The 12,574-nt window shown below is 70.2% G+C and carries 15 protein-coding genes; 5 read left to right on the top strand and 10 right to left on the bottom strand.

The genetic code is table 11. The annotated features are described in order from the left end of the window. Window positions 1-400: 400 nt before the first annotated feature. Window positions 401-1,378: a tetratricopeptide repeat protein gene (locus tag AB0N16_RS36625; protein ID WP_365804478.1), complete on the bottom strand. Its 978-nt coding sequence runs from the start codon at window positions 1,376-1,378 to the stop codon at window positions 401-403. 232 nt (window positions 1,379-1,610) lie between these two features. Between AB0N16_RS36625 and AB0N16_RS36630 the strand changes: the two genes are divergently transcribed. After that, window positions 1,611-2,243 (top strand): TetR/AcrR family transcriptional regulator, encoded by a 633-nt coding sequence (locus tag AB0N16_RS36630; protein ID WP_365804480.1) that lies wholly within the window; start codon window positions 1,611-1,613, stop codon window positions 2,241-2,243. Window positions 2,244-2,456: 213 nt separating this feature from the next. Here the strand turns inward: AB0N16_RS36630 and AB0N16_RS36635 are convergent, their stop codons facing one another. The 8 genes from AB0N16_RS36635 to AB0N16_RS36670 all read right to left on the bottom strand — a co-directional run bounded on the left by AB0N16_RS36635 (window position 2,457) and on the right by AB0N16_RS36670 (window position 8,284). Next, window positions 2,457-4,157, bottom strand: a complete 1,701-nt coding sequence (locus tag AB0N16_RS36635; protein WP_365804483.1) for a methylmalonyl-CoA mutase family protein — start codon at window positions 4,155-4,157, stop codon at window positions 2,457-2,459. 74 nt (window positions 4,158-4,231) lie between these two features. Beyond that, window positions 4,232-4,570, bottom strand: a complete 339-nt coding sequence (locus tag AB0N16_RS36640) for a DUF3817 domain-containing protein (protein ID WP_365804485.1) — start codon at window positions 4,568-4,570, stop codon at window positions 4,232-4,234. Window positions 4,571-4,624: 54 nt separating this feature from the next. Continuing rightward, window positions 4,625-5,134 carry a MarR family transcriptional regulator gene (locus tag AB0N16_RS36645; RefSeq protein ID WP_365804487.1) on the bottom strand — a complete coding sequence of 170 codons (510 nt, stop codon included), beginning with the start codon at window positions 5,132-5,134 and terminating at the stop codon, window positions 4,625-4,627. Window positions 5,135-5,419: 285 nt separating this feature from the next. Next, entirely contained in the window at window positions 5,420-6,070 is a 651-nt protein-coding gene (locus tag AB0N16_RS36650; protein WP_365804489.1) for a TetR/AcrR family transcriptional regulator, read from the bottom strand. Further along, complete coding sequence (locus AB0N16_RS36655; protein ID WP_365804491.1) at window positions 6,067-6,747, bottom strand: DUF4166 domain-containing protein; 681 nt, start codon at window positions 6,745-6,747, stop codon at window positions 6,067-6,069. Before AB0N16_RS36655 ends, AB0N16_RS36650 begins: the two co-directional genes overlap by 4 nt. After that, a complete protein-coding gene (locus AB0N16_RS36660) occupies window positions 6,744-7,487 on the bottom strand; it encodes a hypothetical protein (RefSeq protein ID WP_365804493.1) in 744 nt (247 codons plus the stop codon). The genes AB0N16_RS36655 and AB0N16_RS36660 overlap by 4 nt, the downstream gene beginning before the upstream one ends. A gap of 162 nt (window positions 7,488-7,649) precedes the next feature. Continuing rightward, window positions 7,650-7,943, bottom strand: a complete 294-nt coding sequence (locus AB0N16_RS36665; protein ID WP_365804495.1) for an MTH1187 family thiamine-binding protein — start codon at window positions 7,941-7,943, stop codon at window positions 7,650-7,652. Next, complete coding sequence (locus AB0N16_RS36670; RefSeq protein ID WP_365804498.1) at window positions 7,940-8,284, bottom strand: DUF3817 domain-containing protein; 345 nt, start codon at window positions 8,282-8,284, stop codon at window positions 7,940-7,942. Before AB0N16_RS36670 ends, AB0N16_RS36665 begins: the two co-directional genes overlap by 4 nt. Window positions 8,285-8,727: 443 nt before the next feature. Between AB0N16_RS36670 and AB0N16_RS36675 the strand changes: the two genes are divergently transcribed. From AB0N16_RS36675 to AB0N16_RS36690, 4 genes are all read left to right on the top strand, one after another. After that, complete coding sequence (locus AB0N16_RS36675; RefSeq protein WP_365804649.1) at window positions 8,728-9,360, top strand: AIM24 family protein; 633 nt, start codon at window positions 8,728-8,730, stop codon at window positions 9,358-9,360. 1 nt (window position 9,361) lies between these two features. Next, window positions 9,362-10,012: an AIM24 family protein gene (locus AB0N16_RS36680; protein ID WP_365804500.1), complete on the top strand. Its 651-nt coding sequence runs from the start codon at window positions 9,362-9,364 to the stop codon at window positions 10,010-10,012. Further along, window positions 10,009-10,806 (top strand): AIM24 family protein, encoded by a 798-nt coding sequence (locus tag AB0N16_RS36685; RefSeq protein WP_365804502.1) that lies wholly within the window; start codon window positions 10,009-10,011, stop codon window positions 10,804-10,806. Before AB0N16_RS36680 ends, AB0N16_RS36685 begins: the two co-directional genes overlap by 4 nt. A 92-nt stretch (window positions 10,807-10,898) precedes the next feature. Beyond that, a complete protein-coding gene (locus AB0N16_RS36690) occupies window positions 10,899-11,375 on the top strand; it encodes a MarR family transcriptional regulator (RefSeq protein ID WP_365804504.1) in 477 nt (158 codons plus the stop codon). Between the two features lie 229 nt (window positions 11,376-11,604). Here the strand turns inward: AB0N16_RS36690 and meaB are convergent, their stop codons facing one another. After that, window positions 11,605-12,561 carry a methylmalonyl Co-A mutase-associated GTPase MeaB gene (gene meaB, locus AB0N16_RS36695; RefSeq protein WP_351748493.1) on the bottom strand — a complete coding sequence of 319 codons (957 nt, stop codon included), beginning with the start codon at window positions 12,559-12,561 and terminating at the stop codon, window positions 11,605-11,607. Between the last annotated feature and the right edge of the window lie 13 nt (window positions 12,562-12,574).

The following is a 12,574-nucleotide window of genomic DNA, read 5'->3' on the forward strand; positions in this document are numbered from 1 at the left end:
GCGTCACTGCCGCCGACTCTGCTCGGTGGGGACCCAGATGAGCCCGCGGACCCGACCGGCTGTCGGGGTACGGCAATGGACCGAGCGTCGCCGATCGTGGTGCATTCTCGCCGCCCGCACAAGGGGCTTCGTTACTGGGTAGTAACGGCCGGATAACCGATGGACGACCCACCGGTCTCGGAGAGCGACGCAGGGTGGCATCCAGGGGCAGAACAAAGCCGTTGAACCCTGGACGGAACCAGACAGATCAACGGCCTAGATTTACTACGAGTAACAGCGACCGGGATTGCCAAGATTTGGTAAAGAGCGGCCGCTGCGACCCCGCGTCGGCAAATCTTTCACTGCGGCATCACATGACGTGACGTTTAGCGACTGGTCAGAACCGTATTCAGACCGTGATTCAGAACAGCGCCCGCGCCAGCGCCCGGCGCGCCCCCACAACCCGGGGGTCGTCGGTGCCGACGACCTCGAAGAGCTCGAGGAGCCGCCGTCGTACGGCGTCCCGGTCGTCCCCGGCCGTCCGCTGCACGGCCTCGATCAACCGCCCGAAGGCGTCCTCGACATGGCCGCCCACCAGATCCAGATCGGCGGCCGCGATCTGCGCCTCGGCGTCGCCCGGCTTCCCGGCCGCCTGCTCGCGCACCCGCTGCGGGTCCATCCCCTGCACGCGCTTGAGCAACTCGGCCTGCGCCAGTCCCAGTTTGGCCTCGCTGTTGGCCGGGTCGTCGCTCAGTACGTTCTGGTACGCCTGGATCGCACCGCCCAGGTCACCCGCGTCCAGCGCCTGGACGGCGGCTTCGAGGAGCGCGTCGTACGGACCGGCGGGCATCGCGGGCCCGGCCGCGGGGGCGGCGCCCGGCTGCGCGTCGGGGTCGACGGTCAGGCCGGTCAGCCCGAAGCGCTCCTCGGCGACCTGGATCAACTGGTCGAGGGTGCCCCGGATCTGGTCCTCGCCGGCGGCGCCCTGGAAGAGCGGCAGCGCCTGCCCGGCGACCACCGCGAACACCGCCGGGATCCCCTGGATCCCGAACTGCTGCATCAGCATCTGGTTGGCGTCGACGTCAATCTTGGCCAGCAGGAAGCGGCCGTTGTACTCGACGGCGAGCCGCTCCAGGACCGGGCTCAGCTGCTTGCAGGGCTGACACCACTCGGCCCAGAAGTCGATGACGACGGGGACTTCGGCGGACCGCTGGAGGACATCGCGCTCGAAGCCGGCTTCGTCGACGTCGATGACCAGATCGGCCGGGGCGACGGCACCGGCACCACCCTGCCGGGCCGCTTCGGCGCGCGTCTGCTCGGCCTTGGCCTTGGCCTCCTGGGCCGCCTTCACCGCGGCGAGGTCGACGACGCCGCTCATGGACATGTTCCGTGGCTGCATGCGTCTATCCTCCCCCGTTCCCGCGCGTGTGTGAAAAACGTTGTGAAAGCCAGGCCGAACAAACGTCTGGTGCGGGCGCCGGGTCCCCACCCCACGCCGTGGTTGTCGCCCGTGCGGTCAGTCACGAGCTTTCGCTACGAGTCGTAGCGTAATGCCATGGGGACCTCCAGGGACACCCCTTCCCGGTGATCTCCCTCACGACGTCACATGAACGGCCGGTTATGGTCGTGGGATGCAGAGCCGCACTCCCACCAGCCGCACCGGGCGCCCACGCAGCGCCCGAGCGGACGCCGCGATCCTGGAAGCGACGCGGCAGGCTCTGGTGGAGCTGGGCTGGTCCAAGCTCACCCTGGGAGACGTGGCAACACGGGCCGGGGTTGCGAAGACGACGTTGTACCGCCGCTGGGCCGGCAAGAACGAACTCGTCGTCGACGCGGTCGCGGAACTGTTCGACGAGCTCGAACTCCCCGACCGGGGCAGCCTCGCCGACGACATCAAGGGCGTGGTGCTGCAGTTCGCGGCGATCCTGGACCGCCCGGAGGCGAAGAGCGGGCTGATGGCGGCGGTGGCCGAGTCGACCCGCGACGAGGCGCTGCGGGAACGTATCCGCGCGTCGATCGTGGACCGTCAGAAGCGGCTGGTCCTGGAGGGCCGGGAGCGCGCCCAGCGGCGCGGGGAACTCCCCGCCCAGCCCGACCCGTGCGAGGCGGACCGCACCGCGGAGCTGATCTTCGACCTGGTGGCGGGTTCGGTGGTGCACCGCGCCCTGGTGAGCGGCAAACCGGCGGACGAGGAGTGGGTGCACGGCCTGACCCGGATCCTGCTGCTGGGCCTGGCGGGCGCGGCGGACGACGCCAGGACGTGACCACGCCCCACCGCGAAGTCGGCGTCGAGTCCGCTGGGCACCTTGAGGATCCGCGAGCCGAGCGCGTCGACACCGCCCATGAGAGCTGGCCGACGGCGAGCGCCGGTTCCCAGACGTCCTCGTCGGTCTCGGTGACCGTGAAGAGGTAGCTCATCACGGTCACCGTACGCGGATGTCGACACCACCCTCCAGAACTCCGCCGCCGGCGACCGGTCAGAACCCCGCCGGCTCCGTGTACACCCCCCACTCGTCCCGCAGCACCCCGCAGATCTCGCCCAGGGTCGCCTCGGCGCGTACGGCGTCGAGCATCGGCCCGATCATGTTGGCCCCGGAGCGGGCGGCGGCGAGCATCGCGTCCAGGGCCGTGCGCACCGCGCCCTCGTCGCGCGCAGTCCGCCGTTCGGCCAGCACGCGCACCTGCTCCCGCTCCACCTCGTGCGAGACCCGCAGGATCTCCAGGTCCCCGGTGACGGAACCCGTGTGCACGTTGACGCCGACGACCCGCTTGTCGCCCTTCTCCAGCGACCGCTGGTACTGGAAAGCGGACTCGGCGATCTCCCCGGTGAACCAGCCGTCCTCGATGCCCCGCAGGATCCCGGAGGTGACCGGCCCGATGGGGTGCCGCCCGTCCGGGTGGGCGCGCAGCCCGCGCTCCTTGATCTGGTCGAAGATCTTCTCGGCGTCGGCCTCGATCCGGTCGGTCAGCTGCTCGATGTACCAGGAACCGCCCAGCGGATCCGCCACGTTGGCGACCCCGGTCTCCTCCATCAGCACCTGCTGCGTGCGCAGGGCGATCTCGGCGGCCTGCTCGCTGGGCAGGGCGAGGGTCTCGTCGAGCGCGTTGGTGTGCAGCGAGTTGGTCCCGCCGAGCACGGCCGCGAGCGCCTCCACGGCCGTGCGCACCACGTTGTTGTACGGCTGCTGGGCGGTCAGCGAGACGCCCGCGGTCTGGGTGTGGAAGCGCAGCCACTGCGACTTCTCCGACCGGGACCCGTACACGTCCCGCATCCACCGGGCCCAGATCCGCCGGGCCGCGCGGAACTTGGCGATCTCCTCGAAGAAGTCGACGTGCGCGTCGAAGAAGAAGGAGAGTCCGGGCGCGAAGACGTCGACGTCGAGGCCGCGGCTGAGCCCCAGCTCGACGTATCCGAAGCCGTCCGCGAGGGTGTAGGCCAGCTCCTGGGCGGCCGTCGCCCCGGCCTCGCGGATGTGGTAGCCGGAGACGGACAGCGGCTTGTACGCGGGGATACCGGCCGCGCAGTACTCCATCAGGTCGCCGATGAGCCGCAGATGGGGTTCGGGCTGGAACAGCCACTCCTTCTGGGCGATGTACTCCTTGAAGATGTCGGTCTGGAGCGTGCCGTTGAGCACCGCCGGATCGACGCCCTGCCGCTCGGCGGCGACGAGGTACATGCAGAAGACCGGGACCGCCGGACCGCTGATCGTCATCGACGTCGTGACGTCGCCCAGCGGGATGTCCTTGAACAGGACCTCCATGTCGGCGGCGGAGTCGATGGCCACCCCGCAGTGCCCGACCTCGCCGAGCGAGCGCCGGTCGTCGGAGTCGCGGCCCATGAGGGTCGGCATGTCGAAGGCCACGGACAGACCCCCGCCGCCGTTGGCGAGGATCATCTTGTACCGCTCGTTGGTCTGCTCGGCGTTGCCGAACCCGGCGAACTGGCGGATGGTCCAGGTCCGCCCCCGGTAGCCGGTCGGGTACAGCCCGCGTGTGAAGGGGTACTCCCCCGGCCAGCCGATCCGCTCGAATCCCTCGTAGGTGTCCCCGGGGCGGGGCCCGTACACCGGCTCCACGGGGTCCCCGGAGAGCGTGGTGAAGTCGGCGTCCCGCTTGCGGGCCGCGTCGTAGCGGGCCTGCCAGCGTAGGCGGCCCTCCGTGATGGCGTCAGCGTCCATACCCTCGAATTTACTAGGACGTCCTAGTAAATGTCGATGGCGAACCGCCGTACGGGTGTCCGTACGGCGGGGGATCAGACCTTCGCCACCACCGGGGTGCCCTCGGTGATCCTCGCGTCGAGTTCGCGGGTGACCTTGCGCTCCACGAAGAACGCGGCGGTCGGGATGGTGCCGGCGAGCAGCACCCACAACTGCTTGCCGACCGGCCACTTCGCCTTGGAGCCCAGGTCGAAGGCGAAGACCAAGTAGACGACGTAGAGCCAGCCGTGCGCGATGGCGACGACCCGCGTGAAGTCGGCCGCACCGTCGATGTCCAGCCCGTACTTGGCGATCATGCTCAGGCACAGCAGCACCAGCAGCACACCGGTGACGTAGGCCAGGACGCGGTAGCGGGTCAGCACGCTCTTTTTCATGGGGACGAGCGTAACCACCCGTTCCGGGAGATCTTGTCCCGGGTCGGTGCTCGGTCAGTCCTCGTCGAAGTCGTGCGCCGAGACCCGCAGCGGACGCAGCATCGCGAAGATCTCCGCGCACTCCTCGGAGTCGTACACCCCGAGCCCGAAGTCCATCGCCATCAGGTCCCGGGTGGCCGCCTCGACGACCTCGCGGCCCTTCTCGGTGATCGTGGCGAGCGTGCCGCGCCCGTCGTTGGGGTTGGGCCGCTTGTCGACCAGACCGGACCGCACCAGCCGGTCGACGGTGTTCGTCACGGAGGTCGGGTGCACCATCAGACGCTCACCGATCTTCGACATCGGCAGCTCACCGGCCTTGGAGAAGGTGAGCAGCACCAGCGCCTCGTAGCGCGCGAACGTCAGCCCGTACGGCTTGACCACCGCGTCGACCTCGGCCAGCAGGATCTGCTGGGCCCGCATGATCGACGTGATCGCGGCCATCGACGGGACGTTTCCCCAGCGCTGCTTCCAGAGGTCGTCGGCACGGGCGATGGGGTCGAAGGGAAGACTGAGAGGCTTCGGCACGCCACCGACCCTACCGGCCGGTCATATACCGGTCAGCCGTGTCTCGGCTTTCGGTCACCTCACCCGCGCCGCCGACGGCACATTCCCGCAGGGAGTGCCGAGACGGCCGCACACCGGCCACTACGACACCGGCCGCGACGTCCGCCGGGCCGCCCGCCGCGGGGCCGCGCCCCCGCCCCCTCCGGCGCCCGCCGCCGCCGCCCGCACCCGACCCGGCCGAAGCCGCGACGGCCGCAGAGGCCGTCACCACGCCGGTCCGGCACACGACGCACGGGCGGGGCGGTCTCAACGGCGGCCGACCCGGCGCAGGTGGTGCCGGACCGCACGCTGGGCCACCGGGCCGAGGTCGTCCAGGGCGGCCACCAGTACGCCGAGCTGCTCCAGGGCGTCCAGGGCCGCGTGGGCGCCGGACGCGTCGACGCCCTCGTAGAGCTCGATGCCCACGAAGGACGCGGCGACCGCGCGGGCGAGGCCGGCCGGGTCGGCGAACTCGCCGAACGGCGTCGCCGCTAGGACCCGGACCAGCACCTTCTCGATCTCGGCGATCCACAGCTCGAGGCCGGCCGCGGTGGCGGGACGGAGCGCCTCCTGGGTCTGGGCGCCGGCCAGCAGCTGCCCGAGGAGGGTGACATGGCCGCCCGCGCGCTCCTCCTCGTGGATCTGCCGCCCCACGGCGAGGAGTTCGGAGAGCGAGCCGACCGCGGCCAGGCGGGGGCGGAACCGGTCGACGGCCTGCCCCGCGCCGTACCGGCAGGCTGCCGCGAGGAGCTCGTCCACGGAACCGAAGTGGTAGAAGACCAGCGCCTGGTTGACCCCCGCGGCCGCCGCCACCGTACGGGCCGACGTCCTGGCGATCCCCTGCTCGGTGAGCGTCCGCAGCGCACCCTCCAGCAGCTTGTTCTTCGTCTCCAGGGACTTGGCGGTCTCCGGGCTCACGCGCGCGACTCCTCACGGACCGGCCGCAGCCCCGGCCGGACCCCGCACCGGCGGACATCGGTGTACGACGCCTCGAAGGAGCCCCGATAACCGAAGAGCGGACCGAAGTAGCGGTTCACGACCCGCACCTGGATACGGAAGCGGCCGGCCCGGTCGTCGTAGGACTCGCGCACCTCGGCGGTGGCACCCGCCAGTTCCGGGACGCTGACGTCCACCGGGCCCTCCCTGAACCGGTGTTCGCCGGAGCGGATGAGCAGGGAGCCGTCGGGCTCGGCACGGAGGTGCAGCTCGCTGGCGAGGTGCTGGTGGGTGCCCAGGTAGTCGAGGATGCGGTCGCCCTTGGGGCTGAGCACCATCTGGGCGTCGAAGCGGCGGGCACGGCCGGGCAGGTCGAAGGTGCGCACGAAGGTCACCGTCTCACGACCGTAGGTGTCGACGTAGGGCACGTTCTCGATCACGAACGGAACGTTCCGGCCCGCCTTCGGCACCAGGATGTTACGGGTGGCGCCCAGTGCCAGGAACGGCCGCACGAACGCCGGGCCGTGCCAGATCCGTTCCATCACACCCCGGCCGGTGCAGGCCTCACCGCTCGCCAGACCGACCGAGAAGCGTCGTTGGAGCTGCGGGTGCAGCCGGTCGAAGCCGGCGCCCAGCACGGTACGGAACATGGAGGTCACGACTGCCTCCCCAGCGTGCGCAGGACGCTGGGCGCGGTCACCCGGGTCGGTGGGGTGCGCAGGCAGCGGCGGGCCGCCGGGGTGGTGGCGAGCGGGGGCGCGAAGAGAGCCAGCGAGAGGGCGACCACGAGGAGGAGCGGGACCAGGAAGGCGACGGCGGGCGAGAGGGCGTCGAGGACCGGCCCCTGGCTCAGGCCGGCGGCGCAGCCGACGGCCGTCAGCGCGCGGGCCGCCATCTCGGCCAGCCAGTTCCACCGCGCCCGCTCCGGGGTGATCCCGCGCTCCAGCCACAGCCGCAGCCGGTCGAAGGACCAGGCGGTCGCCCACCGCATCAGCGGGCGGAGGACGAACCGGTCGGCGAGCGCGCCGAGGCCGCCCCAGCGGGGCCGGTAGTCGTAGCCGGTGAGGAAGCGGACGCCGTCGGAGACCGGGACGTAGCGCCAGTAGCCGCTGCCCTCGGCGAGCAGCGAGAGCGGGTGCGGGGAGGCGAAGCGCAGGGCGGAGGTGCGGGTGCCGTCGGGGCGCTCCTTCTCCCCCGCCGAGATCCCGGTGCCGGCGACCGTGAGGAACGGCAGCACCCGGGTGGCGTAACGGAAGCGCTGCGGCTCGCCCGGCACGCGCGGGAGGTAGTCGATCTCGGTGAACCTGAGGTCCCAGCGCTGGTGCTGGGCCGGGTCCTGGGTCCGTGCCCACAGTTCGTCGAGGTCGGCGCGGATGTGCGCCTCTATATAGAGCCCCATTGGTGTCGTGCCCCCGTCACCTGGTCCTTCGAGTGCTTTTTGAGCGGTCGCTCAAACCCTCCGAGGGTGACGGTACCCAGTTTTGAGCGATCGCTCAATCGCACGGCGAAAGAAAACCCCGGCCCTCGCGGGACCGGGGTTCCGACGTCGGGGTGCTGTCGGCTACTGAGCGAGGTACCGCTCGACCGTCTCCACCTTGCTGGTGAGGCCGTCGGTGACACTGGGGCGGATGTCCGCCTTGAGGACCAGGGAGACGCGCGGGGCGCGTTCCTCGACGGCGGCGACGGCACGCCTGACGACGTCCATGACCTCGTCCCACTCGCCCTCGATCGAGGTGAACATGGCGTCGGTGCGGTGGGGCAGGCCGGACTCGCGGACCACCCGGACGGCTTCGGCGACGTACTCCCCGACCTCCTCGCCGACACCCAGCGGCGTCACGGAAAAGGCGACGATCATGCCTTCACGGCCCCTTCCTGGCGGGCGCGGGCCGCGATGACCGCGTCCTCGGCCTCGCGGCGCAGCTTGCGTTCGGCGAAGAAGCCGCCGGTCGGCAGGACGGAGAGGACGAAGTAGAAGGCGGCGGTCCCCAGCGGCCACTTGGCACGGTTCCAGGCGTCAGCCCAGAAGACCACGTACAGGATGAACAGGACACCGTGGATCGCACCCATCACGGGCACCGCGTTGAAGTCCGTGGTCCGCTTCAGCACCGAGCAGACGAGGAGGATCAGGAAGGAGACGGCCTCCGGGGCGGAGACCAGGCGGAGGCGGCGGATGGCGGTGGCGGTCTTGATGTCCACGAGTCACCTTCGGTGGGAGAGACGTCCACTCTTTGTGAACGCAAGCACAAACGTCCACCCATTGTGGCAAAGGAGTCTCGCGGGTCCCGCGCGGGGGTGGAGGCCGGGCCCGTCGACCGCGCCCGCCGTCCCGGCCGAGGAGGACGGGGGCGACCCGCCTCCTGGAGGGCCGGCCCCGCTTGCCGGCGGCCCGCCCGGTCTCCCCGGAGCCGGAGCCGTGACCGTGGCCGTGGCCGTTGCGTGAGCTGTGGCCGTTGCCTGAGCCGTTGCGTGAGCAGTGGCCGTTGCCTGAGCCGTGGCCGTTGCCTGAGCCGTTGCCTGAGCCGTGGCCGTTGCCTGAGCCGTGGCCGTTGCCGTGGCCCCCTAGGGGTCGGATCCGGGATGACGTCCACCCCTGGGACCTGTTGGTGGCGTCGGCCTGCGGCTACCTTCGCAGCGTGGCGATGTTCCGACTCCAAGGCAGCAAGGTGCTCGCCGTCGAGATGACCGGGGACGCCGTGAAGGCGAAGAACGGCTCGATGGTCGCGTACGACGGGCAGATGGCGTTCAAGAAACTGAGCGGCGGCGGTGAGGGGCTGCGGGGGATGGTGACCCGGCGGCTCACCGGCGAGCAGATGACGGTGATGGAGGTGAAGGGGCACGGGACGTGCTGGTTCGCGGACCGGGCGTCCGAGATCAACCTGGTCGGCCTGCAGGGCGACAAGCTGTACGTCGAGTCGAGCAACCTGCTCGCGACCGACGCCGGCCTGCGCACCGGCACGACCTTCACCGGCCTGCGCGGCGCCTCCCAGGGCAACGGCCTGTTCACCACCACGGTCGAGGGCCACGGCCAGGCGGCGATCACGTCGGACGGCCCGGCGGTGGTGCTCCGGGTGAGCGCGCAGTATCCGCTGACCGTCGACCCGGGCGCGTACATCGCCCACCAGGGCAACCTCCGCCAGTCCTTCCAGTCAGGTGTGACATTCCGCACGTTGCTCGGAGAGGGCGGCGGCGAGGCCTTCCAGATCGGGTTCGAGGGGGACGGCTTGGTGTACGTGCAGCCGAGCGAGCGGAACACGATCGCGGGGGACGTGTGAGATGGCCCTGCGCGAGGTGAACTCCAAGATGGTCGAGGCGACCGTCCTGCCCGGGCAGCGGCTCTACAGCCAGCGCGGGGCGATGCTCGCCTACAAGGGCGAGGTGTCCTTCACACCCAACATCCAGGGCGGCCAGGGCGGGCTGATGTCGATGCTCGGCCGCCGGGTCGCCGGCGAGGCCACCCCGCTGATGACCGTCGAGGGCAGCGGCACGGTGTTCTTCGGGCACGGCGGCCATCACGTCCAGGTCATCACCCTCACCGGTGACACCCTCTACGTCGAGGCGGACCGGCTGCTCGCCTTCGAGGGCACGCTCCAGCAGGGCACGATGTTCATGGGCTCCCAGGGCGGCGTGATGGGCATGGTGCGCGGCCAGGTCACCGGCCAGGGCCTGTTCACGACCACGCTCAAGGGCCAGGGCGCGGTCGCCGTGATGGCCCACGGCGGGGTGTTCGAGATCCCGATCACCCCGCAGCGCCCGGTCCATGTGGACCCGCAGGCCTATGTCGCCCACCACGGCGACGTCCGCAACAAGCTGTCGACCGCGCTCGGCTGGCGGGACATGGTGGGCCGCGGCTCCGGTGAGGCGTTCCAGCTGGAGCTCAGCGGAAACGGCACGGTGTACGTCCAGGCGTCGGAGGAGAAGCTGTGAGCGCGTACGGTGCCGCCGGACCGGTCGTCCACGACCCCATGACCCTCCCCGTCGACGACAACGTCAACAAGTACACCTTCTGCGTGGAGCTCAAGGGCGGCCAGTGGTTCCTGCAGAAGGGGAAGATGATCGCCTACTACGGCTCGATCGACTTCAACGGGGTCGGACACGGGCGTCTGGACCGTCTCGTCCGTAGTTCCTTCCATTCGCCTCTGCACGCGAGCGACTGGGTGGTGGCGGAGGGCTCGGGGAAGATGCTCCTCGCCGACCGGGCCTTCGACGTCAATTCGTACGATCTGGAGGAGGGCAACCTGACCATTCGCTCCGGCAACCTGCTCGCTTTTCAGCCAAGTCTCGCGCTCAAACAGTCCATCGTGCCGGGTTTTCTGACCCTTATCGGAACCGGAAAGTTTGTGGCCGCGTCCAACGGTCCGGTGGTGTTCATGGAACCCCCGATCCGGGTGGACCCGCAGGCACTCGTGGGGTGGGCCGACTGCCCCTCCCCCTGCCACCACTACGACCACGGTTACATGACAGGTGTCATGGGCGGTCTACGTGCGATGACAGGCCTCGGCGGGGCCTCCGGAGAGGAGCACCAGTTCGAGTTCGTAGGGGCCGGTACGGTGCTGCTCCAGTCCACCGAGACCCTGATGGCGGAGCAGGCCACGGGAGCGGTTCCACACGAGCCCGGAGTGCCCGGCGGAAGCGGGCCTTTCACAGGTCATTCACAGCAATCCGGCACACCGCGCCTTCCCGGACAGCTGGGGGACCTGCAACGTCGCTTCGGGCTGTGAGCGGTAGTCTGCGGAGTGTGACATCGAACGCGTGCGCGCAGTCACACCGCCCTCACTAGTTCGCCTTTCAACATTTTAGGTAGACTTCATACATGGAGACCGAGACGGCCACGCGCTGGCTGACCGATGCGGAGCAGTGCGCCTGGCGCACCCACCTGGAGGTCAACAGGCTGTTGACGTACCAGCTCGAAAAGGATCTGCAACCGTTCGGCCTGACAATGAACGACTACGAGATCCTGGTGAATCTGTCCGAGTCCGAGGACTACCGGCTGCGGATGAGCGACCTCGCGGCCGCGACGCTCCAGTCCAAGAGCCGGCTCTCGCACCAGATCACCCGTATGGAGAACGCGGACCTGGTCCGCCGGGAGAACTGCGAGTCCGACCGCCGCGGGCTGTTCGCCGTCCTCACCGAACACGGCATGGAGACGATGAAGAAGGTGGCGCCACATCATGTCGCCTCCGTGCGACGGCACTTCATCGACCTGCTGTCGCCGGAGGCGCTCATAGAGCTGGACAAGGGCCTCAAGCCGATCGCCGAACACCTGCGGGGACAGCGCGGGCGCCCATGACAACAGGCAGCACCTGACAGCGGCGGACGGGGGTTCAGGTCCTGTCCGCCGCTTGCTGCGTGTGGGGCGGGGGGATCGCCTTCCGACGCCGGCAGGGTGCAGCCGGGTGGCGCTGAAGTGGGGCGGCCGGGCAGCGCCCCGTCAGGGGCGCGGCGAACTGCGCGATCGGCCACGACGCTGCCGCGGGCGGGAAACGGCCCCCACCCCCACGACGTCGGCCGAACCGGCGTCAGCCCTCCGTCAGGCCCGCCACCAGTTCGTCCGCCGCGCGGTACGGGTCCAGTTCGCCGGCCACGATGCGGTCCGCGAGTGCGTCGACGTGGCGGTCCCCGTGCAGGTCTCCGATGCGTGCGCGCAGCGCCGTCACCGCGATGGTCTCGACCTCGCGGGCGGCGCGGGCCAGTCGGCGTTCCGCCAGCACGCCCCGCTCCTCCATCCACGCGCGGTGCTTCTCCAGGGCCTCGACCAGCTCGTCGATGCCCTCCGCGCGCGCGGCGACCGTCTTGACGATCGGGGGGCGCCAGTCTCCGGGGCCCCGGGACTCGCCCAGGCCCAGCATGTGGTTCAGCTCACGGGCGGTGGCGTCGGCGCCGTCCCGGTCCGCCTTGTTGACCACGTACACGTCGCCGATCTCCAGGATTCCGGCCTTCGCCGCCTGGATGCCGTCGCCCATCCCGGGGGCCAGCAGGACGACGGACGTGTCCGCCTGGGAGGCGATCTCCACCTCCGACTGCCCCACGCCGACCGTCTCGACGATGATCACGTCGCAGCCCGCCGCGTCCAGCACGCGGATGGCCTGGGGGGCCGCCCAGGCCAGGCCGCCGAGGTGGCCCCGCGTGGCCATCGAGCGGATGTAGACGCCGGGGTCCGAGGCATGGTCGGACATCCGGACGCGGTCGCCCAGCAGAGCGCCTCCGGAGAAGGGCGAGGACGGGTCGACGGCCAGCACACCGACACGTTTGCCCTGTTTGCGATAGGCGGTCACCAGGGCCGAGGTGGAGGTCGACTTGCCGACCCCCGGGGAGCCCGTAAGGCCGACCACATACGCGTTGCCCGTCAATGGCGCGAGTGCCGCCATGACCTCCCTGAGCTGCGGGGACGCCCCCTCCACCAGTGAGATCAGCCGGGCCACCGCACGCGGTCGGCCCTCCCTGGCCTGGGCCACCAGTGAGGAGACGTCCTGCATCACAGCTCCGTTC

Origin of the sequence: Streptomyces sp. NPDC051105 (assembly GCF_040682795.1) — a bacterium.
Classification (GTDB): Bacteria; Actinomycetota; Actinomycetes; order Streptomycetales; family Streptomycetaceae; genus Streptomyces.